At 64.6% G+C, this 23,834-nt stretch carries 19 protein-coding genes; 12 read left to right on the top strand and 7 right to left on the bottom strand.

The features are described from left to right. Positions 1 to 8 precede the first annotated feature (8 nt). The 7 genes from CF161_RS18995 (at position 9) to CF161_RS18965 (ending at position 9,197) form a co-directional block, all read left to right on the top strand. Positions 9 to 950: an ABC transporter permease gene (locus tag CF161_RS18995; protein ID WP_020298220.1), complete on the top strand. Its 942-nt coding sequence runs from the start codon at positions 9 to 11 to the stop codon at positions 948 to 950. Beyond that, positions 947 to 1,816, top strand: coding sequence for an ABC transporter permease (locus CF161_RS18990; protein ID WP_020298219.1), 870 nt, complete (start codon positions 947 to 949; stop codon positions 1,814 to 1,816). The genes CF161_RS18995 and CF161_RS18990 overlap by 4 nt, the downstream gene beginning before the upstream one ends. Positions 1,817 to 1,818: 2 nt before the next feature. Then, positions 1,819 to 3,450, top strand: coding sequence for an ABC transporter ATP-binding protein (locus CF161_RS18985; protein ID WP_020298218.1), 1,632 nt, complete (start codon positions 1,819 to 1,821; stop codon positions 3,448 to 3,450). Between the two features lie 129 nt (positions 3,451 to 3,579). Beyond that, a complete protein-coding gene (locus CF161_RS18980) occupies positions 3,580 to 4,860 on the top strand; it encodes an OprD family porin (RefSeq protein WP_020298217.1) in 1,281 nt (426 codons plus the stop codon). 67 nt (positions 4,861 to 4,927) lie between these two features. After that, positions 4,928 to 6,442: a serine hydrolase gene (locus tag CF161_RS18975; RefSeq protein WP_020298216.1), complete on the top strand. Its 1,515-nt coding sequence runs from the start codon at positions 4,928 to 4,930 to the stop codon at positions 6,440 to 6,442. Beyond that, entirely contained in the window at positions 6,439 to 7,764 is a 1,326-nt protein-coding gene (locus CF161_RS18970) for an aminotransferase class III-fold pyridoxal phosphate-dependent enzyme (protein ID WP_020298215.1), read from the top strand. The genes CF161_RS18975 and CF161_RS18970 overlap by 4 nt, the downstream gene beginning before the upstream one ends. A 14-nt stretch (positions 7,765 to 7,778) precedes the next feature. Then, a complete protein-coding gene (locus tag CF161_RS18965; RefSeq protein WP_020298214.1) occupies positions 7,779 to 9,197 on the top strand; it encodes an aldehyde dehydrogenase family protein in 1,419 nt (472 codons plus the stop codon). Positions 9,198 to 9,248: 51 nt separating this feature from the next. Here the strand turns inward: CF161_RS18965 and CF161_RS18960 are convergent, their stop codons facing one another. Beyond that, positions 9,249 to 10,139, bottom strand: a complete 891-nt coding sequence (locus CF161_RS18960) for a LysR substrate-binding domain-containing protein (RefSeq protein WP_020298213.1) — start codon at positions 10,137 to 10,139, stop codon at positions 9,249 to 9,251. A gap of 129 nt (positions 10,140 to 10,268) precedes the next feature. Here CF161_RS18960 and CF161_RS18955 point away from each other — a divergent pair, with 129 nt between their 5' ends. The 4 genes from CF161_RS18955 to CF161_RS18940 all read left to right on the top strand — a co-directional run bounded on the left by CF161_RS18955 (position 10,269) and on the right by CF161_RS18940 (position 16,285). Next, entirely contained in the window at positions 10,269 to 11,666 is a 1,398-nt protein-coding gene (locus CF161_RS18955) for an MFS transporter (protein WP_020298212.1), read from the top strand. A gap of 209 nt (positions 11,667 to 11,875) precedes the next feature. Beyond that, positions 11,876 to 12,382: a sigma-70 family RNA polymerase sigma factor gene (locus CF161_RS18950; protein WP_020298211.1), complete on the top strand. Its 507-nt coding sequence runs from the start codon at positions 11,876 to 11,878 to the stop codon at positions 12,380 to 12,382. Then, positions 12,379 to 13,344, top strand: coding sequence for a DUF4880 domain-containing protein (locus CF161_RS18945; RefSeq protein WP_043229831.1), 966 nt, complete (start codon positions 12,379 to 12,381; stop codon positions 13,342 to 13,344). Before CF161_RS18950 ends, CF161_RS18945 begins: the two co-directional genes overlap by 4 nt. Before the next feature lie 97 nt (positions 13,345 to 13,441). After that, a complete protein-coding gene (locus tag CF161_RS18940; protein ID WP_020298209.1) occupies positions 13,442 to 16,285 on the top strand; it encodes a TonB-dependent receptor in 2,844 nt (947 codons plus the stop codon). Between the two features lie 5 nt (positions 16,286 to 16,290). Here the strand turns inward: CF161_RS18940 and CF161_RS18935 are convergent, their stop codons facing one another. The 5 genes from CF161_RS18935 to CF161_RS32340 all read right to left on the bottom strand — a co-directional run bounded on the left by CF161_RS18935 (position 16,291) and on the right by CF161_RS32340 (position 20,237). Next, positions 16,291 to 16,710 (bottom strand): hypothetical protein, encoded by a 420-nt coding sequence (locus CF161_RS18935; protein ID WP_020298208.1) that lies wholly within the window; start codon positions 16,708 to 16,710, stop codon positions 16,291 to 16,293. 154 nt (positions 16,711 to 16,864) lie between these two features. Next, positions 16,865 to 17,158 carry a YciI family protein gene (locus CF161_RS18930; RefSeq protein WP_020298207.1) on the bottom strand — a complete coding sequence of 98 codons (294 nt, stop codon included), beginning with the start codon at positions 17,156 to 17,158 and terminating at the stop codon, positions 16,865 to 16,867. A gap of 58 nt (positions 17,159 to 17,216) precedes the next feature. Beyond that, positions 17,217 to 18,524, bottom strand: coding sequence for an MFS transporter (locus CF161_RS18925; RefSeq protein WP_043229829.1), 1,308 nt, complete (start codon positions 18,522 to 18,524; stop codon positions 17,217 to 17,219). 43 nt (positions 18,525 to 18,567) lie between these two features. Beyond that, positions 18,568 to 19,347 (bottom strand): SDR family NAD(P)-dependent oxidoreductase, encoded by a 780-nt coding sequence (locus CF161_RS18920; RefSeq protein ID WP_020298205.1) that lies wholly within the window; start codon positions 19,345 to 19,347, stop codon positions 18,568 to 18,570. After that, positions 19,344 to 20,237, bottom strand: coding sequence for a sugar phosphate isomerase/epimerase (locus CF161_RS32340; RefSeq protein ID WP_020298204.1), 894 nt, complete (start codon positions 20,235 to 20,237; stop codon positions 19,344 to 19,346). The genes CF161_RS18920 and CF161_RS32340 overlap by 4 nt, the downstream gene beginning before the upstream one ends. A gap of 129 nt (positions 20,238 to 20,366) precedes the next feature. Here CF161_RS32340 and CF161_RS18910 point away from each other — a divergent pair, with 129 nt between their 5' ends. Then, entirely contained in the window at positions 20,367 to 21,272 is a 906-nt protein-coding gene (locus tag CF161_RS18910; RefSeq protein WP_020298203.1) for a LysR substrate-binding domain-containing protein, read from the top strand. 27 nt (positions 21,273 to 21,299) lie between these two features. Here the strand turns inward: CF161_RS18910 and CF161_RS18905 are convergent, their stop codons facing one another. Further along, complete coding sequence (locus tag CF161_RS18905) at positions 21,300 to 23,759, bottom strand: TonB-dependent receptor (RefSeq protein ID WP_020298202.1); 2,460 nt, start codon at positions 23,757 to 23,759, stop codon at positions 21,300 to 21,302. Positions 23,760 to 23,834: the final 75 nt, after the last annotated feature.

Below are 23,834 nucleotides of genomic sequence, written 5' to 3'. Positions count from 1 at the left end.
GTAGCGCTATGTTTCGATTCATATTGCACAGGCTCGGCATGGCGGTGCCGACCCTGCTGTTGATCTCGGTGATTGTATTTGCCTTGATTCGCCTGATCCCCGGCGACCCGGCGCTGCTGATGCTGGGCGACATGGCCGACCCGCAAAGCCTGGCCGACATGCGCCGCAGCCTGGGGTTGGACCACTCGGTGGTGACCCAGTACCTGATCTGGATCAAGTCGGTGCTCAGTGGCGATCTCGGGATGTCCATCAGCAGCCGCCAGCCGGTATTGGAGTTGCTGATCGAGCGCTTCAGCGTCAGCGCCACAGTGGTGCTTGTCGCGGTGTTACTGGCGACCCTGCTCGCGGTGCCGGTGGGGTTGCTCGCGGCCTGGAAGCAAAACAGTGCGCTGGACTTGGGCCTGGTGGCTACGGCGACCTTGCTGCTGTCGGTGCCGAGTTTCTGGTTGGGCTTGTTGTTGCTCTATGTGTTTGGCATTCAGCTCGGCTGGTTGCCGGTGATCGGTTACGTCGGCTTCGCCAGCGACCCGCTGAAAGCCCTGACCTATGTGGTGCTGCCGATCATCACCCTGACCCTGGTGGAGTTCGGCGCGATTGCGCGGATGGCGCGGGCCAGCACCATCGAAGTGCTGCGCCTGGAGTACATCGCCCATGCGCGGGCCAAGGGGTTGTCGGAGGGGGCGGTGCTGTGGAAACACGCTCTGCGCAACGCCTTTGCGCCCACCTGGACCTTGATTGGGCTGATTCTCGGCAATTTGCTCGGCGGTATTGCGGTACTGGAAACCGTGTTCACCTTGCCCGGTATCGGCCGCTTGATGGTCGATTCGATCTTCTCCCGTGACTACCCGGTGCTGCAGGGTTGCCTGCTGCTGGTCACCTGCATCTACGTGTTGGTCAACCTGTTGGTGGATCTGTTGTATCCGCTGTTCGATCCAAGGGTGAAGCTATGAACCTCAAGACTCCTACCTTGCCGACCGAGCTGGATGCCCAGCCTCGACGTGCCTGGCGTTACCCGCCGTTGAATGCGTTGATCGGCGGCAGCCTGCTCGCGGCACTGGTGTTGCTGGCGTTGCTCGGCGTGGTGTGGACGCCTTATGACCCGCTCAAGCTGGACCTGTTGTCGCGCCTGCACGCCCCCGATGCCGTGCACTGGCTGGGCACCGATGAATTCGGCCGTGACGTGTTCAGTCGATTGATCATTGGTGCACGCACCAGCCTCTGGATCAGCCTGCTCTCGGTGAGCGTGGCGGTTATCTGCGGCACGGTAATCGGTATGCTTGCCGGCTACCTGCGCGGCTGGACCGACCGCGTGCTGATGATGCTCAACGATGCCTTGCTGGCGTTTCCGGGCATTCTCATGGCCCTGGGCATCATGGCCATCGTTGGTGCCAGCCAGTACGGCATCGTGCTCGCCCTGGGCATTGCCTATACCCCTTCAGTGGTGCGGGTGGTGCGCGGCAGTGTGTTGTCGTTGCGTGAGCTGGAGTTCATCGAGGCGTCTCGGGTGATCGGCAACTCCGAGCTGTACACCATGTTCCGCCATATCACCCCCAACTGCCTGGCGCCGCTGTGTGTGCTGGGCACCAGCATGTTCGGCTGGGCGTTGCTCTCGGAGAGTGCGCTGAGCTTCCTCGGCCTGGGTGTACCGCCGCCGGCCGCGACCTGGGGCAGCATGCTTTCGGCGAGCCGCACCTACATCTCGACAGCACCGTGGCTGGGGATCTTCCCGGGCATTTTTATCAGCCTGACGTTGCTGGCTATCAATCTGTTCGGCGATGCCTTGCGTGATCGTCTCGACCCGCGCATGAGGAAATGAGCATGAGCGTTCCAGTGCCATTACTGGCCGTTGAAAATCTACAGATTCGCGTCGGTGCGGACGGTCCGCTGGCCGTCGATGATTTCAGCTTCACCATGGCCCCTGGCGAGATTGTCGCGCTGGTCGGCGAATCGGGCAGCGGCAAGACCATGGCCGCACGCGCTGCCATTGGCTTGCTGCCGGCACCGATGCAGGTGTGTGGTGGGCGCATCATGTTCCAGGGCGAACCGCTGGACAGCGGCAATGCCAAGGCGATGCGTGAAGTGCGCGGTGCGCGGATCGGCATGGTGTTCCAGGAACCAATGGTCTCGCTCAACCCCGCGCTGACGATTGGCCGGCAGATGAGCGAGGCGCTCAAACTGCATACCACGCTGGATGCGGCGACCATCCGCGAGCGCTGCAGCGCCATGCTGCAACGCATCGGGATCAAGGATGCCGAGAAATGCCTGGGGTCCTACCCGCACCAGTTCTCCGGCGGCATGCGCCAACGCATCATGCTGGCCTCGGTGATGTTGCTGCGTCCGGCGCTGCTGATCGCTGACGAGCCCACCACGGCGCTCGATTGCCTGGCACAACTGGACGTGATCGAGTTGATGCTGGAGCTGACGCGCGAGCAAGGCACGGCGATTTTGTTTATCAGCCACGACCTGTCCCTGGTGGCGCGTTATGCCCACAAGGTGGTGGTGATGCGTGCGGGCAAGGCGGTGGAGCAGGGCCGTATCGAAGACATCCTGTTCGCGCCGAAGGCCGACTACACCCGGCAGTTGCTTGAAGCGCTGCCACGGCGCGGCGAGCTGGTGCCGTTGCCGGCCGCCGAGCATGCGCTGTTGCAGGTTCGGGATGTGTGCATCGAACACCCGGGGCCGCGCAGTTTCTGGGGGCGCAGCGTGCCCAAGCGCGTGGTGCATTCGGTGAACCTGAGCATCGCCCCGGGCGAGACCTTGGCCCTGGTCGGTGGCAGCGGTTCGGGTAAAACCACCCTCGGGCGGGCCGTGGTCGGGTTGGTCACGCCCTGCGCCGGGGCCATCCTGTTCCAGGGCGTGGATATCCTCAAGGCCGCCAACCGTGCACACCGCCTGCAATGCCAGATGATTTTCCAGGACCCGTATTCGTCCCTCGATCCACGCATGACCGTCGGCCAGATCATTGCCGAGCCGCTGCGCCATGAGCCGGGGCTGACGGCCGCGCAAAAACGCCAGCGAGTCACCGAGACCCTGGCTGACGTCGGCTTGCCCGAGCAGTTCCGTGAGCGCTTTGCCCATCAACTCTCCGGGGGCCAGCGCCAGCGCGTGGCGATTGGCCGGGCGCTGGTCAGGCGGCCCAAGCTGGTGATTGCCGACGAGCCGATTTCGGCGTTGGACATGACCATTCAAAAGCAGATTCTTGAGTTGTTCGAGCGCTTGCAACGCCAGTACGGGTTTGCCTGCCTGTTCATCTCCCACGACCTGTCGGCAGTGGAGCGCATTGCTCATCGGGTGGCGGTGATGAACCAGGGCGAAGTGGTCGAGATGGGGCCGCGCGACACCCTGTTCGACAGCCCGCAACATCCCTATACCCGCCGGCTGCTCGCAGCGGCCAGCCCCTTGGAGAAACGTGCGGATGGCAGTTACCGCCTCCGCGCCGGTGTGATTTAGGTACTGCTGCACCCCAGGCCATGTGTTGAACCCCAAACCTTCGTCAATCGGTGATTGGCGAAGCGGGCGAAGCCATGGCCGAAGAAAACAAAAACAACCCCACTCAACCTGTCTGCCAGGAACCTCCACATGAATAACCGCATCAACAAAGTTGTCACCCGTGCCAGCGTCATGGGCGTGGGTTTCATGCCCTTGTTTGCCCAGGCCGACTTTGTCGCCGACAGCAAGGCCTCGCTTGAATTGAAGAACTATTACTTCAACCGCGATTACCGCGAGTCCAGCGGGCAGAACAAGCGCGCCGAGTGGGCGCAGGGGTTTATTCTCAACCTCGAATCGGGCTTTACCGACGGTACGCTGGGGTTTGGCCTGGACGCGGTCGGCATGCTGGGCGTGAAGCTCGACTCGAGCCCGGATAACTCCGGCACCGGGCTGCTGGCGCGCTCCAGCGTGGCCGAGCCGGGCGCTCCCAGCTATGCGCGCCGTGCCCATGACAATTACTCCAAACTCGGCATCACCGGTAAGGCGCGCATGGCCCAAAGCGAGCTGCGAGTGGGCTACATGGTGCCGGACCTGCCCACCCTGCAACCCAACCTCAGCCGTCTGTTCCCGCAGAGTTTCAGTGGCACAGCGTTCACCTCCAAGGACATCGACAAGCTGACCCTGACCTTGGGCCAACTCGACCAGGTCAAGCAGCGCGACTCGACCCACTACGAGGACATGGGCCTTACCAGCCAATACGGCGCCTACAAAAGCAGCGCCAAAAGTGATGAGTTCCGCTACGCCGGCGGCGAGTACAAGCTCACGCCGACCACGCTCGTGACCTATCAGTATGCGCAACTGGAAAGCCTCTACCAACAGCACTACCTGGGTTTGAAAAACAGCTTCAAGTGGGGCCCCGGTACGTTCAAGACCGACATCCGTTACTTCAACGCCAGTGAAGACGCCGCGGCCCTGGCCGGCAAGGTGGACAACCGTGCGTTGAGTACCCGTATCGGCTATGGCCTCTATGGCCACAACCTCAGCGGCGGTTACCAGGAACAGTACGGCTCGACGCCGTTCACCTACGTGGACGGCACTAACACCTACCTGTTCACCGAGTACCAACTGGCCAACTTCTCCCAGACCGGCGAGCGCGTGTGGCATGCCCGCTATGACTATGACTTCGCCAACCTGGGCTTGCCGGGCCTGCTGTTCTCGACGCGTTACGCCAAGGGCGACAACGCCAAGGTCATCGGCTTCAAGGGCGAAGGGCGCGAGTGGGAGCGCGATTTCAGCCTTGGCTACGTGGTGCAAAGCGGCACGTTCAAGGATGTGTCCGTGCGTTGGCAGAACGCCAGCGCCACCAGCAACTTCACCCGTGACACCAACGAAAACCGCGTGATCCTGGGTTACACCGTGGCGCTCTGGTAGCAGTAACGGCGGGCAACAGGGTCAGCCTGTTGCCCGCCAAGGCAGTGGAAATGAGGGGATAGATCAGATGACGAGTTTGCCGTTGCGGCGGGCACTGCCCAGCCAACAACGCGTATCGGCGCGTGGCGTGAGTGATTTCATTGAGGCGGTGAACGCTGCGGGCCTGGAGTTGCACAGTTTCATGCTGTACCGCGACGGCGCGGTGGTGGCCGAAGCGTTTTGGGCGCCTTATCGCGCCGAGCGCTTGCATGTTCAGCATTCGGTCACCAAAAGCTGGGTATCCATGGCCATCGGGCTGTTGGTGGATGACGGCGTGCTGTCGCTGGAGGCCAAGGTGGTGGACTTTTTTGCCGCCGATTGCCCGTCACCCATCAGCGCCAATCTGGCAGCCATGACCGTGGGCGATTTGCTGACCATGCGCACCGGCCATCGCCAGGGCATTTCCGGCGGGGCCTGGCGTGGGCGCAGTGAAAGCTGGGTCAAGCTGTTCCTCGATGAACCGGTTGAAGACCCGCCAGGGCAGCAGTTTATCTACAGCAGCGCTTCGAGTTTCATGCTCTCGGCGATTGTCAGCGTGGTCAGCGGCCAGACGGCCTTTGAGTTGTGCAACGCCCGTATTTTCCAACCCATGGCCATGGGGACCATCGAATGGGACCTGGCACCTGGCGGCTTCAACACGGGCGGCAATGGCCTGAGTTGCAGCACCGAGGACTTGCTCAAGTTCGGCGTGCTGCACTTGCAACAAGGTAACTGGGAAGGGCAGCAGTTGCTGTCCCGGGAGTGGGTGGCCGACGCCACCCGTGGGCATGTCGATGATGTCTGGATGGGGGCCTTCGACGGCAAACACTACCAGGGCCGCGACTCGAGCGACGCCGCTGTCACGCGCCGCGAAGGCTACGGCTACCAGTGGTGGATGACCCTGCACGGTGGCTACTACGCCTCCGGGGTATTTGGTCAGCAGTGCATCGTCTTGCCACGCCATAACGCGGTGATTGCGTTTACCGCCGGGCTGCCCCTGGGCGAGCGGCGCTTGCACAGCCTGCTCTGGGAACATCTGTTGCCGGCGCTGGGCGTGCCCGCCGACGGCGCCGCGGATGCCGAGTTGGCGGCGCTGTTGGCAAACCAGCGGCGGCCGTCCCTCTCGGGGGCGTCGACCGCGCCGCGTCACGCCGAGTTCAACGGCACGTTTGTGATAGAGGCCAACGCCGATCACGTCAGCGAAATACGCTTGGTGCTGGGCCCTGACCATTGCGACTTCTACCTCACCGACCCCCGTGGCACCCACTGCATTCGCGCCGGGCTGGCCGACGGCATCGAAAGCCAGACCAGCATGACCGGCCATTATCTGCATCACCAATACCAGCCGGAACTCACCCCAGTGGTGGCGCAGGCGCGCTGGACCGACGACGGGGTATTAAACATGACCTGGCAGTTTGTCGAGATGGCGTTTTGTGACCGTGTCAGCTGCCGGATTGAACGCGGCATTTTGTACGTGGAGCGCAGCGTCAACGTTAACGCAGGCCCGTTGCAGCGCCCGACGCTGATCGGCCATCCAAGAACCGCTTTGCAGGAGTTGCTATGAACGATATTTCCAACCCGACGGGTGCCGAGTGTGGCGCGTTCTGGGCGCCGTTTACCCCGATGCGCCAGTTCCAGCAGCAACCGATGATGTTCGCCAGCGCTGACGGCATGTACTACACCACCACCGATGGGCGCCGGGTACTGGATGCCATGGCCGGGCTCTGGTGCGTGAATGCCGGGCATGGCCAGCCGAAAATCGTCGAGGCCATTCGCGAGGCGGCGGGGCGCCTGGACTTTGTTTCGTCATTCAAGATGAGCCACCCCCACGCCCTGGAGATGGCCGAGCGCCTGATCGACATCAGCCCAGCCGGCATGGAGCAGGTGTTTTTTACCAACTCGGGTTCCGAGGCCGTCGACACCGCGTTGAAGATTGCCCGGGCCTATCACCAGGCCCGTGGCGACAGCCGCCGCACCAAGTTTATCGGGCGTGCCAAGGGCTATCACGGCATGGGTTTCGGTGGGCTGTCGGTGTCGGGTATCGGCCGGCAGAAGCGTGACTTCGGTCCGCTGTTGGGCGAGGTCTCGCACCTGCCGCTGCCTTACGACGCGGGTATGCGTTTCAGCGCCGGGCAACCGCAGCAGGGCGTCCATTACGCCGACGCGCTGACCCAACTGTTGGAGATTCAGGATCCGAGCACGGTGGCGGCGGTGATCGTCGAGCCGGTGACCGGCTCCGGCGGGGTGTACCCGCCGCCCCAGGGGTATCTGCAACGCTTGCGCGAGATCTGCACCCGGCACGGCGTGCTGCTGATTTTCGACGAAGTGATCACAGGATTTGGCCGCGTCGGCGAAAGCTTCGCCGCCCAGGCGTTCGGCGTAACGCCAGACCTGATCACCACCGCCAAAGGCCTGACCAACGGCGCCGTGCCCATGGGCGGCGTGCTGGTCAGCGGAGCGGTGTACGAAGCGTTCATGGCCGGGCCGGCGAATGTCATCGAGCTGATGCACGGCTACACCTATTCGGCGCATCCACTGGCGTGTGCGGCCGGGTTGGCGACCATCGAGGTGCATCGCGAACTGGGCATCAATCAACACGTCAACGCGGTCAGCGGGCCCTGGCAGTCGGCGGCGCTGGCGCTGCGAGGTGTGGGACCGGTGCTGGACGTACGCACCATCGGTTTGCTGTGCGCCGTCGAACTCGAACCGCGCCCCGGTGCCGCCGGCGCGCGGGGCAGTGAAGTGGCGCAGTGGTGTTTTGAGCACGGCGTACTGGTGCGCGGTTCGGGCGACACCATCGTGATTTCACCGCCGTTGCTGATCAGCCGGCAGGAGATCGCCCAGGTGTTCGACACCTTGGCGGGTGCCTTGAGCCAGGTGGCCTGAAGGGAGTCAAGGGTATGTCCGATTTGTTTGAGTTCTACATTGACGGCGCCTGGGTCAAACCCCACGGCGAAACCGTCGAGACCGTGATCAATCCGTCCACCGAGCAACGGGTTGCGCGCATCATCCTGGGCGACGCGCAGGATGTAGACCGTGCGCTGGGCGCGGCCCGGCGGGCGTTTCCGGGGTTCGCCGCGAGTTCGCTCGAGGCACGTATCGACTTGCTGCAGCGCATCATCGAAACCTACAAGCGTCACAGCGAGGCGTTGATCGAGGCGGTGCATCTGGAGATGGGCGCGCCGCTGTCTCTGGCCCGAAGCGCTCATGTCCCGGCAGGCCTGGGCCACCTGGCGCAGGCGCTGGAAGTGCTGCGCGAGTACCGCTTCGAACGGCGCCTGGGCCAGACGCTGGTGGTGCGTGAGCCCATCGGCGTATGCGCCCTGATCACCCCCTGGAACTGGCCCCTCAATCAACTCACCTGCAAGCTCGCACCGGCCCTGGCCGTGGGCTGCACCGTCGTACTCAAGCCCAGTGAGTGTGCGCCGTTGTCGGCGCATATCGTCGCGCAGATCCTGCATGAGGCCGGGGTGCCGAAGGGGGTGTTCAACCTGGTCAACGGTAATGGGCCGGGGGTTGGCGCTGCGCTGGCCAGCCATGCCGAGGTGGATATGGTGTCGTTTACCGGCTCGACCCGCGCTGGCATCGCTGTGGCCAAGGCGGCGGCCGATACGGTGAAGCGTGTGTCCCAGGAACTGGGCGGCAAATCGGCGAATATCCTGCTCGACGATGCCTACCTGCCCAGCGCGGTGCTCCATGGGGTACAGGCCTGCATCCGCAACAGCGGCCAGTCGTGCAATGCGCCGACACGCCTGCTGGTACCGCGCGCGCAGCAACAGGCGGTGATTGATATCGCCCGGGAAGTGCTGGCCCAGGTGTGCTTCGACGACAGTCACCCGACTTCTGCCATCGGCCCCGTGGCCAATGCCCTGCAATTCGAACGGGTACAGACCATGATCGCCCAGGCCATCGCCGAGGGTTCGCGCTTGATCGCCGGGGGGCTGGGACGACCACCAGGGATTGAGCGCGGCTACTACGTGCAACCTACGGTATTTGCCGACGTCACCCCGGACATGCTGGTGGCGCGAGAAGAAATCTTCGGCCCGGTCCTGGCGATCATGCCGTACGACAGCGAAGCCGAAGCGATCGCCATCGCCAACGACAGCCCTTACGGCTTGTCAGGTTATGTCACCTCGACCAGCCTCGAACGCAGCCGCGGGGTTGCGCGGCAATTGCGCACCGGCATGGTCCACCTCAATGGCGCCCGCGCCGACCAGGCCGCGCCGTTTGGCGGCTATAAGCAGTCGGGGAATGGGCGTGAGTGGGGGGAGTTGGGGTTTGACGAGTACCTGGAGAACAAGTCGCTGTTTGGCTACTGACGGCTTCAGAGGTGTGCGAGGGGCGACAGTTAAATCAACCGCCCCTTGGCACTACGTCGTGCTCCGTGCTTCTTCCATGACCCACTCCACGAACGCCTTGACCTCAGCGCGTTGCATGGCGTCCGGCCGGGTCACCACGTAGTAGGCAAAGCGTGCAGGCCAGGGTTTGTCCAGGACTTGCACGAGGCGGCCGGCAGCGATTTCTTCTCGCGCATATTCCACTGGCACCAGGGCCAGCCCCTGGCCGGCCTCCGCTGCGCGAATCAGCAGAAAGTCATCTTCAAAAGCGCTCCCGCGTTCGGCGCGGGGGTCTTTGGCAACGCCATGTGCCGAGAGCCACAAGGACCAGTCTGCGCGGTCAGAGTCGTGCAGCAACGGCAAGTTGAGGCAGTCCTGGGGCTCAGTGATCTCGGCGCTGGCGGCCACCAGGGACGGGCTGGCCACCGGCACCAGCACCGGCGCCATCAAGCGCGTGACCTGCAGGTTGGGGTAGACCCCCAGCCCATGCCGTAGCGCAACGTCGACCCGGTCCCGGCGCATGTCCGTCACGTTGGACGTGGCTTCGACCCGCACCTCGATGTGCGGATATCGCAGGTTGAAACGGCCCAGGCGCGGCACCAGCCACGAAGCCGCGAACGTGGCAACGGTGCTGACGGTCAAGGTTTGCCGGGACTTGAGGTGTTCCAGGGACAGTACCGCCTCCTGAATCTGCTCGAACGCCTGGAGCAAGGCGGGATAAACCCCGGCCCCGGCTTCAGTCAGGCGCAAGCCACTTCTCTCACGGGTGAACAGCGCCATGCCTACCCGGTCTTCCAACAGCCGAATCTGTTGGCTTACCGCGCCTGACGTGACGTTCAGTGCCTGGGCCGCCGCCTTGATAGTGCCGCGCTGGCCAACCTCAACGAAGGTGCGTAACGCCAGGTAGGGCAGGGAGGTGGCCATTAGATTTAGTTTTCCTAAATTCGTCGACGAAAAATGATCGTTTCCGCTGTGCAGCTGCGGGTCCGATCATAAGCCTTGTTTAGCGAAGTTAAACAGCGTTAGAAAAACTATATCAATCAGGATGCCCTTATGAACCACCCTCGCTGGCGGCTCTGCCTCATATTGCTGTGCACGACTCAGTTCGTCGCACTGCTCGACTTTTCCATCACCATGATCCCTTTGCCGCAGATTCAGGAAAGCCTGGGCTTCACGCCGGGGGCCTTGCAGTGGGTGATCAATGCGTACGGTGTCGCCATTGCAGGCTTCTTGCTGTTGGGCGGGCGCGCCGCCGACATGTTTGGCCGCCGACGGGTGTTCCTGGCCGGGTTGCTGATCTTTACCCTGGGCTCGCTGCTCGGCGGTTTCTCACAGACCCCCGCGATGCTGATCGCCACCCGGGCCATGCAGGGCTTTGGCGCGGCGCTGTTTTCGCCCGCAGCGTTTTCGTTGCTGCTGGCGTTGTTTCCCGATCAGGCCTCACGCAACCGCGCATTGGGTGCCTGGACGGCGGTGGCGGCGAGCGGGTTTGTCGTGGGCCTGATCCTCGGCGGCATCATCACCGACATCCTCGGATGGCGCTGGGTGCTATGGATCAACGTACCCGTCGGTGTGGTGGTGATAGCCCTGGCCGGTTCCCTGCCGGCGGGGCAGCGCGATGCGACAATGGCCGCGAGACGCCTGGACCTTGGCGGCGCGATGTTGGTCGCAGCGGGTGCGGCCACCCTGGTGTTCGCCTTTGCCAACAGCGAGCACGTCGGGCTTGCGTCTCCCGTGACCTATGGACTGATTGCATTGGCCATGGGGCTGCTGGCGCTGTTTGTCTGGGTAGAAAGCAAGGTTGAATACCCGTTGATGCCGATCCCGGTTTTCTGGCGTCGCATGACCGGCGGCGCGAACCTGGTGTCGTTGCTCGCGAACACCGCGCTGGGTCCGACCTTTGTCGTGGTTGCGCTTTATATGCAGGAAATCCTCGGTTTTACCGCGACCCAGACCGGCTTGGGGCTGCTGCCGATGGCGACGGCGTTCACCCTCTCCAGTGCCTGGGCAGGGCCGACCTTGATCGCCAAATTAGACACGAAGCCGGTCATTCTGGGCGGCATGACCGTGTTTATTGCCGGCCTCGCGCTGCTGGGCATGTCGCTGGCGGTGGATGCGTCCTGGGCCGTTTCCATCCTGCCGGGTACGGTGTTGGCGGGTATTGGCTACGGCATCGCGTTTCCGGCGTGGACGGTGGCCGGTATCGAGGGCGTCGATGAGGCCGATCACGGGTTGGCGGGAGGCATGCTGACCACGACCCAGGAAGTCGGTTCTGCCGTTGGCCTGGCGGTGGGGGTCGCGGTGAGCATCGCGGTGCTGGCCGGTGGCGGCAGTTCGGTGCAGGGCTTCAGCTATGCCATTCTGGTCTCCGCGTGCATGGTCGTGCTCGGCGTTGCCTGTGCTGCGCTGATCCTGCCGGGCAAGGTCAACCCGCTGGAGCTTGCCCGCTGATCAGGCTGAAAAAGGCGACGCATCGCGTCGCCGCTTTGATTCAGCCGGCTGCTGTTCGCGACCGGTTGCTGCCCGGCATTTCCCGCCCATCATCAGCCCTCGGGAGCCTTGAGCTGCGAAAAGGCGGGCAGGGCTTTGTTTCAGCGCGCTATACAATTCCCACCCGCAAACCATAAAATGAGAAGCATTATCATTAATGCGAATCTCCCATGCACGACAACAGCCTGTTCTCCCCCGTCGCCCAGTTGTATGTGAACCATCACGGCTGGCTGCGGGGGTGGTTGCATCGGCGGTTGGGGCACAGTGCCGATGCCGAGGATCTGGCCCACGACACCTTTATCCGCGTGTTGCGCTCCCAGGAGGATGTGCGTGAGTTGCGCCAGCCCATGGCGTTCCTGGCGACCATTGCCAATGGCTTGCTGATCAATCGCTGGCGACGCCAGGCCATCGAGAAGGCGTATCTGGAGGCGTTGGCGGCGCGGCCGGAGGCGTACGAGCCGTCGCCGGAAGAGCGGCACTTGATGATCGAGACCCTGTTGCAGCTCGATTCGTTGCTGGTGGGGTTGTCGATGCGGGTGCGGCAGATTTTCTTTTTATCCCAGCTCGACGGGTTGACCTACCCGCAGATCGCCGCGCAGCTGAGCCTGACCGTGGCGCAGGTGCAGCGGGCCATGGGCAAGGCGTTCAGTGTCTGTTATGCGAGCCGTTTCGAATGAGTGAAGCGGTGGTTGATCCCCGGGTGCGCGATTGCGCCATCGACTGGATGGTGCGCATGCAGTCCGGGCTGATGGGCACTGCCGAGCAACAGGCACTGGAGCGGTGGCGGCAGGCGAGTGCCGAGCATGAATACGCCTGGCAGCGGGTCAGCAGTTTGCCGCTGCTGTTGCAGCCGGGGGCGAATCTGCTGGGCGATGCCACGGCGCGCCGGGCGCTGGAGGCGGCCGGGGCCGATCCGCAGCGACGGCGGCACGTGCTCAAGTGCCTGCTGGCCCTGGGCTTGCTGGGCGGGGTCGGCTGGCAGGGGGCGGAGTCGACCCTGGTGCGTTCGGCGCTGGCGACCTACCGCACCCGTATCGGCGAGCGGCAACGCTGGGCGCTGGCGGACGGTGGCGCGCTGTGGCTGAACACCGCCAGTGCGGTGAACCTGGAGTTGAGCGCAACCCAGCGCAGGGTGCAGTTGATCGAGGGCGAAATGGCCCTGGATAGGCCGGCTGCATCGGCCTCGCTGCAACTGCTGAGCGAGGACGCGGTGCTCTACAGCCATGGCGCCCATCTGCTGTTGCGTCAGGATCGGCAGGGCACCCAGGTCAGGGTGCTGCGCGGGTGGGTGCAGGTCAGTGCGCGCCATCACTCGGCGCCGGTGCCGCTGCACGCCGGTTGGCAAACCCGGGTCGACGGCCGGGGCGTCGCCGCGCCAAGCCCCGTGGATACGGTTCTGGCCCAGGCCTGGCTGCGGGGCATCTTGCCCGCCGAGCGCATACGCCTGGAGCAGTTGCTGGCGGAGCTGTCGCGCTACCGCCCAGGCATTTTGCGTTGCAGTGCAGAGGTCGCGGCCTTGCGCGTGAGCGGCAGTTTTCAACTGGACGACACCGATGCCGCATTGGCGTTGGTGGCCCTGGCGCTGCCGGTGCGTATCGAGCGCCGGACCCGTTATTGGGTGACGGTGGTGCCGGCCTGAAACTTTTTTTTCGTCGGGGCGATAGTTTTTCAGATCTGGCTTGGCCTTTAGGTATTACCCACCGAAACAGGTGGGTCTCGACCCCTAGGAGCCCTGCATGATTTTCCCCGCCCGAGCCTTGTGCACTCACACCCTTGGCGTGCTTTTCCTCAGTGTGCAGCCGCTGTACAGCGTGGCAGCGTTCGCCGCTGTCGAGCGTCAGCACTACAGCATCGAGGCCGGCCCGCTGGATCAGGTGCTGTCGCGGTTTGGCGCCGTGGCCGGCATCAGCCTGGCCGGCAGCGCGCTGCTCACGGCGGGCAAGACCAGCCCCGGGCTGCACGGGGAGTTCAACCCGGAGGCGGGCCTGACCCAACTGTTGAGCGGGACTGGCCTGAGCTATCAGCGCCAGGCCGACGGTGGTTATGCCTTGCGCGTGGGCCAGGGGCAGGGCGCGGTGGTGCTGCCGGCGCAGCAGGTCAAGGGTGAAAACCCCGAGCAGGCCGAGGTCTACCGGGCGCCGCGTTCGTCGGTGTATATCTCCGGCGAAGACATGCAGCGCTTTGGCGTGGTGTCGGTGGGGGATGTGCTCAAGGGCCAGCCCGGGGTCCAGGTGGGCGACAGCCGCAATGGCGGCGGCCTGGATGTGAACATTCGCGGGATCCAGGGCCAGAGCCGGGTGGCGGTGACGGTGGACGGTTCGCAGCAGGCGCTGGATGTGTATCGCGGCTATGCCGGCACCCAGCAGCGCAGCTACATCGACCCGGACATGATCAGCGACATCAGCATCGACAAGGGCCCGAGCCTGACCTCCAGCGCCATCGGCGGCACGGTGAAGATGCGCACCCTGGGCGTCGGCGACATCCTCAAGGACGGCCAGAACATCGGCCTGCGGCTCAAGGGTGACGTCTGGAACAACGGCGTGGCCCCGGCCTCCCGTGACCCGCACTCCCAGACCGAAGACCTGTACTCGGAACCGCACCAGAGCCGGGGCGGCCTGTTCGGCTCCGACGCCCAGGCCGGCAGCGCCGCGTTCGCCTATTCCCATGAACAGTTCGACGTGGTGGCGGCCTATGCCCACCGCAAGCAGGGCAACTATTTCTCCGGCAGAAAGGGCCAGGACCGCTACCGCACCTTTGACCGTTATGACCAGGAAGAAACCAGCGTGGCCACCACCTACAACGCTGGCGAAGAGGTGCTCAACTCGTCGGCCGAGACCGAGTCGGTCCTGCTCAAGACCACGATCCGCCCGGCGGACGACCACACCTTCGACTTCGGTTATCGCCGCTACGACGGACGCATCGGCGAGATCATGCCTTCGGATATTTTCCGCTTCGGCACCGGCGGCATTTATCAGTACCCCCTGGGCCACACCAAGATCGACACCTACACCGCGCGCTACAACTACCTGCCCTCGGGTAACCCGTTGCTGGACCTGACCGCCGACCTGTGGATGACCGACGCGCAAACCAGCCAGTTGACCTCCTGGTCGGCGCCGGCCTCCCAGGCCTTTCGCACCGACCGCGCCTGGAGCCGCCAGGCCAACCGCCGCACGGGCGGTGGCTTGGCCAACACCTCGCGGTTCGAGACTAATTACGGCGACTTGAAACTGGACCTGGGCGGCTCGTTCCAGCTGGAGGAGCTGCGCCCGCAGAAGGGCGTGCTCACCACCCAGGACGATATCAACGCCAACCGCAGCCTGCGCGAGGGTTCCCGGCAGGAGTTCAGCTTCAACGGCAAGCTGGAGTACAAGCCCCTGGACCAACTGACCCTGTGGGGGGGCGGGCGATACACCCATTTTCGCAGCAAGGATCAGGTCGCCCAGGCGACGGCGCGCAAGGAGGTGCGCGAGCACAAGTACGTGACGGTCAACAAGCCCGGCGACTACGGCTACCTGATGTGGTTCCCGGACCAGAACGGGCTGTACACCGACGCCACCGACCCGCGGCTGAACAACGGGATCGTCTTCAACAACACCAACTACCCGTTCGAGGGCACGCCCTATAACCAATACGGCGCCACCGATACCGACGTCGGCGACGCTCAAGTGGGCAGCGTGGTCAGCGGTTATAACTATTCCGGCAAGGACAGCAACAGCGGCGGCGCCTTTGCCCCGGCCTTCGGCATCAACATCGAAGTGCTGCCGGACACCTTCGTCTATGCCTCCTACACCCAGGGTATTCGCATGCCGTCGTTGTTCGAAACCGGCCACGGCGTGCAGCAGACGACCCCCGGCAAGGGCCTGAAACCCGAGCGCTCCAGCAACTGGGAGATCGGTGCCAGCACCCTGCAAAAAGGCCTGCTGTTCGATGACGACTCGGCGGCGATCAAGCTGGCCTACTTCAACAACAGCATCAAGAACTACATCACCCGCTACTACGACCCGAGCCCGGGCCTGTGGGGCCTGATGCGCTTCAGCAACACCGACAGCTATAAAACCAGCGGCCTGGAACTGCAAACCCGCTACGACGCCGGCCGGGTATTTGCCGACCTGTCGTCCACCTATTACCTGAAGACCGAAACCTGCGATGCGGCCTTCGCCGCCACCCTGCGCGCCACCGCTAACCCCTACCAGAAAACCAGCGACACGCCGAACTGCACCCCGGGCAGTTTCATGGGCTCCTACACCAACACCCAGAACCCGCCGCGCTTCGCCGGCAACCTGACCACCGGCCTGCGCTTCTTCGACCAGAGCCTGACCCTGGGCACCCGCATCACTTACACTTCGGGCCCCACGGTGACCGCCGACAAACCGTGGCAGACCGGCGCCACCACGCCCCAGCTGAACTACCGCGAAGTGGCGCTGTTCGATCTGTTCCTCAACTACAAGTTGCAGGAGCACGCCCAGCTCAATGTCTCGCTGCAAAACCTGACCGACCGCTATTACCTGGACCCGCTGGCGCAAAGTTTCATGCCGGCGCCCGGACGTACGTTGCGGGTGGGGCTGCAAGCCCGGTTCTAAGGCGATCAGGCCTGGGCGTTGACGCCGATCCGGGCCTGCAGCCAGTCCTGATACTGCGCCAGGCTGTCCGTCGCCAGGTCGCCGTTTTTCGCGCTCAGGGTCTTGCCCTCCAGGCGCCCGATCTGCAGCAGGTACTGCAAGCCGTTGGCGATATGGGTGGCGTCGCCTTTGCCGAGGGACTGCACGTCGGGCAGTTCGACCTTGTTGCTGCTGGGGTCGAAGGTTGCCCAGCTAGGGTTGGCGCGGTAACGGGCGGTCATCTCGGCCGTGGCGTTCTGGCTGTCGAGAAAGCTGGCGTCGAGTTGGGCCTGGAGTTGCGGCGTGGCGTTGGCGACCTCGATCCTGGCGGCCTTGAGGGTGCCGTTTTCCAGCGACTTTCTGAGGGCATCGACAGCCGGCAATGAAAATGAACTGCTTCCGATCATGGTGGTACTCCCTGGTTGGTATCCAGGGAGCACAGCAAAACCCGGGCCATGGAGGCGCAGCCTTAACCGGCAAGGGCCTGGCCTGAGCGCTGGGCGAGCAGGTGGCAGCGGCTTGCCGAAATTGGCCAGGGCCTGCCGCCCGGGCGCTTCCCGCTTATGCCCGGGGCGGCAGATTCAGCAGCCGGATCTCGAGGATTTCCACGCTTTCCCAGACCCGCTGCGTGATGTAGGGCTCGTCCTCAAGCCATTGATCCAGTTCCGCGCGCTGGGCAAAACCCAGGTGCACGTTGGAGCCGATCATTTTGCCTTGGGGGTCCAGCAGTACGCCGCCGCCGAGCAGTCGGCCCTGGTCGGCGAGTTGTTGCAGGCGCTGCAGATGCTGTTCGCGGCAGGCCATGCGGCGTTCCAGGGCATCGTCATAGTCGTGGGCGATCAGGGCAAAGGGCATGGCGGTGTCTCCGAGGTGGGGCGGGTACGGCAATCGCGCAGTACCCGCAGGTGGGGGATCAGGCGCGCTGGGCGAGCGCTGCGTGCGGGCGTTCGGCGGCAGGTTCGCTGGCCGGACGTGAAAGCAGGGCGGCGATCGCGGCCACCAGGGCCAGGCCACCGATGAAGTAGCCCACGGGCAGCCAGGCATGGCCGTCGCCGAGCAGCGCATAACACACGCTCGGCGAGAAGCCGGCGACGATAAAGCTCAACTGGGTGGCCAGGCCGACGCCGGTGTAGCGCACGCGAATGCTGAACATCTCCGCGTAGAAGGACGGCCACAGGGCGTTGGGCGCGCTGTAGACGATGCCTTTGAGCAGCACGGTGCTGAAGATGATCAGCCCGATCTGGCCTGTGGTGATCGACCACAGGAACAGGAACACCCCGGCACAGCAGGCCAGGGACCCGGCGGCGAAAATGCGCTTCTTGCCGATCCGGTCCGCCAGCAGGCCGAACAGCGGTTGGCAGACCAGGGCCACGACCTGGCTGGCGGCAATCGCCGAGAGCATGGACGCGCGGTCCACCTGCTGGTTATTGGTGGCCCAGGACAGGCCGAAGATAATCACCAGCGACGACACCGAGCAGATCAGGGCGCAACAGAACACCACGACAAAGGCGCGCCATTCCTTGCTGAACATCTCCAGCACCGGAATCTGCGAAGCGTCGTGTTTTTTCGCCATGAATTCGGGGCTCTCATCCACCCCACGGCGGATGATCCAGGTAATCGCCACCATCACCGCGCTCAGCAGGAACGGGATGCGCCAACCCCAGGCCAGCAGCTGTTCTTCCGACAGCATCGACAGCGGGATAAACACCGAGGTGGCGAGGATCGAGCCCATGGAGGCGCCGTTGATCAACCAGCTGGTGTAGAACGCCTTGTTCTTGCCGGGCGCGTGTTCCATGGTCAGCAGGCTGGCCCCGACCTGTTCGCCTCCGGCGGACAGGCCTTGCAGCAGCCGGCACAGCACCAGCAACGCCGGGGCCCAGGCGCCGATGCTGGCGTGGGTCGGCAGCAGGCCGATGGTGAAGGTCGCCAGGCCCATCAACAGCAGGGTCATCATCAGCACTTGCTTGCGTCCGAGGCGATCCCCCAGGTGCCCGAACAGCAGCGCGCCGATGGGCCGGGCGATGTAGCCGACGCCAAAGGTGGCGAGGGCCGCCAGGGTGCCGGCCATGGGGTCGTCGGACGGGAAGAAGATTTTGTTGAAGACCAGCGCCGCCGCCGAGCCATAAATGAAGAAGTCGTAGTACTCGACCACGCTGCCGAGAAAACTGCCGAAGGCGGCCCGGCGGGCCATGCTCCGGTTGTCGGGTTGAGGGCTATTCATAAGCAACCTTTATTGTGATTGTGGTGGTTGAACTCGGTGCTGCTCAGCGGGTGCCAAAGGGCGCCAGCTGGCTGCCGCCGCAGACGTGAATGACTTCGGCGGTAATAAATGCAGCGTCGCTGGAAGCCAGGAACGAGGTGGTGTTGGCGATATCCTCGGGGGTGGTCAGGCGCTTGAGGGGCGTGTCGCCAATGGAGCTGTCGGCCATGCGCTGGAAGCTCTCGGCATCGCGCCCATCCAGGGTAAAGGCCGAGGGCAGCAGCCCCGGGGCGATGGCATTGACCGTCACGTTGTGCGGCGCCAGTTCCCTGGCCATGGAGCGGGTCAGGCCCACCAGCCCGGCCTTGCACGCGACGTAGGCGGGCGGGCCGCCGGCGACCCAGCAGCGCGAGACGATATTGATCACCCGGCCGCTGGCCTGGGCCTGCCAGTACGGCGCGACCTTCTGGCACAGCAGGGCCGGGCCGCGCAGGTTCACCGCGAGCATGTGGTCCCACTGGGCGACGTCGAAGTCATAGATCGAACCCCGGTGATTGACCGCCGCGTTGTTCACCACCACATCGATGCGGCCGAAGGCGGCGCCGGCCTGGGCGACCATGGCGATGATCGACGACTCATCGCCGAGGTCGGCCTGAATCGCCAGGGCGCGCTGGCCCGGCTCCAGGTGCAGGGTTCGCAGCAGTCCCTGGGCGGCATCCAGATTCAGGTCCACGGCGACCAGGTCCAGGCCGTCGCGGCACAGGCGCGTGCAAATGGCGCGGCCCAGTTCGCCGGCGGCGCCGGTGACCAGGGCCACGCGGCGGTGGGTGTGGGGGCTGTTCATTGGCTGATGGCCTCGTGGCGGGAAGAGACGGTGGGCTGGTTGTCGAGCCCCATGTAGTGCCGGACCAGGGTCCGGTTGCGCGACAGTTTCTGCAGGTCGCTGTAGGTGCTGGAAAAGTCCTCGATCGACACCCAGTCGTTGAAACCACTGGCGCGCAGGGTGGCGAGCATCGCCTGCAGCGGCAGCACTCCGACGTCGGGCGGGCACCAGTCCCACTGCCAGCCCTGGCCCGGGCCGAGGGGGCGGTAGGCGACGTTTTTGATCTGGACGTGGGCCAGGTGCGGGCCCATCAGGTCCAGGGACAGTTGCACATCCTCGCGGCCCTCGATGGCCAGGTTGCCGATGTCATAAATGATGCCCAGGTGCTGGTGCGGGTAGTGTTCGGCCACGCGCATGGCCAGGGACGGGCTGGAGCAGATGGTGCGCTGGTGCACCTCCAGCACCAGGCGCACGCCCTGGGCCTGGGCCCGCGGCAGGATCTGGTCGAGGAAGCAACGCATCCGGGCATAGGCCTCGGGGTAGCGTTCGCCTTCATAGCTGGGGGCCCACAGCCGCAGCCGGGCCTGATCGGCGAGGGCGGCGAGGTCGATCATGCGCAGGGTCTGGTCGAGGTCGCCCACGGTCAGGTAAGGGCTGAGGCCAAACACCTTGAGGCCCAGGGCCTGGCAATGGCGCTGGATGCCCTCGATCGCCGCGGCATTGGGGGCGATGGTGCAGCGATTGTTGCTGCGGGCGTTCCAGGGTTGGCTCGGGTCGAGCGGGCGGGTGTCTGCCACGCGCCACTCGACCCCCTGGTAACCCAGGCGGGCCAGTTCGTCTGCCAGCGCCTCGGGGCTGAGGCTGGGCAGGGACGCGCTGGAGGCGCCTAGTCGCGGCTCGGGGTGGGTCATGGAGCAGGTCCTCGCAAGGTCGGTCGGTGAAGTCTGGAGGCATGCTAAATCAAAGATTTGGTTGATTAAATTGATATAAAATCCGCTGTTAATTAACCTGTGGGTTGACTAAAAAGGTGCATCCCCGCCGTGAGCCAATCTTCGATCAACCTGCGTCATCTGCGAGTCTTCACCGCCGTGGTCAGCTCCGGCAGCCTGGTCACCGCTTCGAAACTGCTGCACATCACCCTTTCCGCCGTGTCCAAGAGCCTCAAGGAACTGGAACAGGAGCTGGGGGTGCAGTTGCTGGTGCGGGGGCGCAAGGGGGTGCGCTTCACCGAGGCCGGGGAGGCCTTCCACAAGCATGCGGCGCAGACCCTGGCCAGTTTCAACCAGGCCATGGACCCGACCCGGGTCGACACCCAGGCCCCGCAACTGCTGCGGGTCGGGGCGTTGCCCACGGCGGCCGGCTACATGCTGGCGCCGGTGGTGGCGCAGATGCGCGAGCGCTATCCCCAGGTGCGGGTCCAGGTGCTGTCCGGGGTCTACGATTTTCTGGTGGGCAAGTTGCGCACCCATGACATCGACCTGATCGTCGGGCGCCTGATCGGTCGCGACATGCTCGGCGTGGCCTTTGAAGCGCTGTACGAAGAAGACCTGCTGCTGGTGGTTCGCCATGACCATCCCCTGGCCAAACGGGAACACCTGGTGCTCGATGACCTGCTGCCCTATGTGCTGCTGGCCTCGCCCCAAGGCACCCTGGTACGCATCAGCGTGGATAATTTCCTGCTGTCCAGCGGCGCCGCGAGTGGCTTCCAGATGCTCGAATCTCTGAGCGAAACCTTTTCCCGGGTCTACCTGCAGGATTACGACGCGGTCTGGTTCGTGCAGCGCGGGGTGGTCGACCTTGACCTGCGCCTGGGCGTGGTCCGTGCGCTGCCGTTTGCCAGCCCGCTGCTGCGGGCCCCGGTGGGCTTGACCACGCCCACCGATCGCCCGCTCTCGGAAGCGGCCCGGCACTTCATCCAGTTGCTGCGTGACTGGCGCGCTCGATAAGCGCCTGGCGCGGGTGCTTGGCAGGTTTTAGAAGGTCCCGCGCAGGGTCACCGCGACGTTGCGTGGGTCGCCGTAGTAGTAACCGGTCGCGGTCGCGGCCACCTTCTTGTAGTAGTGCTTGTCGAAGATATTGTTGGCGTTGAGTTGCAGCGAGTACTGCTCGTTGAAGCGGTAGCCCAGCAGCGCGTTGTACACCGCATAGCCGCTTTGGGTGGCCTCGGCGCTGCCGTTGCGCGAGTAGATGTCGCTTTGGGCGCTGACCCCGCCGCCGACGGTCCAGGCCCCGTATTGCCCCGGCAGGCGGTAGCTGGAGAACAGCTTCAGCTGGCGCTTGGGGTCGGTGGAGCGCAGGACGTTGCCGGTGTTGCCGACGGTGTCCTTGAGGTACTCGGTGGTGGTGTAGGTGTAGCCGCCGCTGACCTGCCAGCCGGGCAGCACTTCGCCGGACACTTCCAGCTCGACGCCGTCGCTGCGGTTCTTGCCGGCGGCGACCTTGCAGTAGCCGGCGGTGTAGTTGGGCGGGCAGGGGTTGGGGCTGCTCAGGTCGTCCAGGGCATTGCCCACCTGGTTGATGCGGAACACCGCGAGCGAGGTGTTCAGGCGGCCGCCGTAGAACTCGCCCTTGATCCCCATTTCATAGGCTTCGCCGGTGACCGGTTCGAGCACTGAACCGGCGGCGTCGGTGGCGCTTTGCGGGTTGAAGATTTCGGTGTAGCTGCCGTACAGGCTGAAGTTCCGGTTCAGGTCGTAGATCAGCGCCGCGTACGGCACCACCTGCCGGTCGACACTGTATTGGCCGGAACTCCTGGTGTTGTTTTCCTGCTCGTAGTCGTACCAGTTCAGGCGCGCGCCGATGATGGCGGTCAGCGGGTCAGCCAGGGAAATGCGCCAGGTGGCGTGGGCCGCTTCCTGGGTGGTACGGGTGCGCACCGGGTGGGCGCTGATGTTGATCGAGGGCTCGGCCAGGCTGGTTTTCGGGTCCCACTGGCGGATGTCGAAGACCCCGGAGGTAACGAAGTTGGTGGCCGAGGCATAGGAGTCGTTGCGGATGCGTTCGACACCGACCATCAGCTCGTGCTCGCGACCCAGCAGTTCGAAGGGGCCGTTGAGGGTGGCGCTGAGGTTGGTCTGCTGGCTTTCGCCGCCGTCGCCTTCGGTGACCTGGTAGTTCATCAGGTAGGGGTTGGTGCTGCTGGCGCGGGTGAAATAGGTCTGCTTGAAGCCGTTGTCGTCCAGCTCGAACTGGGTGCGGGTGGCCGACAGCTTGAGGGTCCAGTCGTTGTCGAAGTTGTGCTCCAGCTCGCCGAAGGTCTGCAGGTTGCTGCGGTTCCAGCGGTTCCAGTCGGCGCCCAGGTACGTGCTGCGCGACAGCTTCAGCGGCGAGCCGTCGAAGTTGGCCGGCAGGCCGCCCCAAGACCCCGTGGCCTCAAGCTCGGTGTACTCGATGCCGGTGGTGAAGGTGGTGCGCTCGTCGAGGTCGGCGGCCAGGGCGCCGTAGAACACGTTCTTGCGCTCCATGCGGCTGTCCTGGAACGAGTCCTTGTCGTCGTGCACGGCAATCATCCGTCCCCGGATTGCGCCGTTGTCGGTGAGCGGGCCGGAGAGGTCGGCGACGTAGCGTTGCGCGTCCCAGGAGCCGGCGGTGACCGTGGCCGAGGCCTGGAAGTCGCGAGTGGGGCGCTTGCGCACCAGGTTCACCGTGCCCGACGGGTTGCCCGCGCCACGCAGCATGCCGGTGGCGCCGCGCAGGACTTCGGCGCGGTCGATGATCGCCGAGTCGCTCTGGATAAACGAACCGCCGCCGCTGCCCTGGACCACGGTGGCGCCGTCGTACTGGATGGCGTCGATCTGGTAGCCGCGCGAGTAGTAGGTCACCCGCTCGCTGTCGGTGTAGTCGACGACGATGCCCGGGGTCTGCTCCATCATGCTCGTCAGGTTGGTGATGTTCTGGTCGTCCAGGCGCTGGCGGGTCAGCACCGATACCGATTGCGGCGTGTGGCGCAGGGTCTGCGGCATTTTGCCGATGGTCACGGCGCCGGTGGTGTAGGAGCCGGAGTGCTCGGTGGTGGCGCCCAGGAGCTCGCTGGAGATGGTGGTGGCGCCCAGCTCCAGGGCGGCGCCGCTGGCCGTGGCCGGGACGAGGATAAAGCTGTTGGCCGACTGCTGCTGGATCTGCACGCCACTGCCCTGCAACAGCAGCGACAGGGCCTGGGCATTGTCGTGGGCGCCGCTGACGCCCCGGGTCTGTTTGCCTTGCAGGCTCGTGGCGTCATAGGACAGGTTCAGCCCACCCTGGCGCGCCAGTTGTTCCAGGGCCTGGTCCAGGGGGCCGGCGGCGATGTTCCAGGTGCGGGCCTGTTGCGCGGTTGCGGGTTGCTCGGCACGGGCCAGCGAGGGCAGGCCGGCGCTGGCCATGGCCAGGCCGAACAGGGCGCCACGGATGGCGCGCTGCAGCGGGTCGGGTTGAGCAACGCTTGGGTGAATCATTCGAAACTCCTGTGGGAAGAGGGCGGCGAAAATTGCCTTTATTCCTACAGGCCGAACGCGAATGAGAAAGTACCT

It is taken from the genome of Pseudomonas sp. CF161 (assembly GCF_000416215.1).
Classification (GTDB): Bacteria; Pseudomonadota; Gammaproteobacteria; order Pseudomonadales; family Pseudomonadaceae; genus Aquipseudomonas.
The sequence above is the reverse complement of the archived record's forward strand: the minus strand, read 5'-3'. Positions and strand labels throughout refer to the sequence as shown.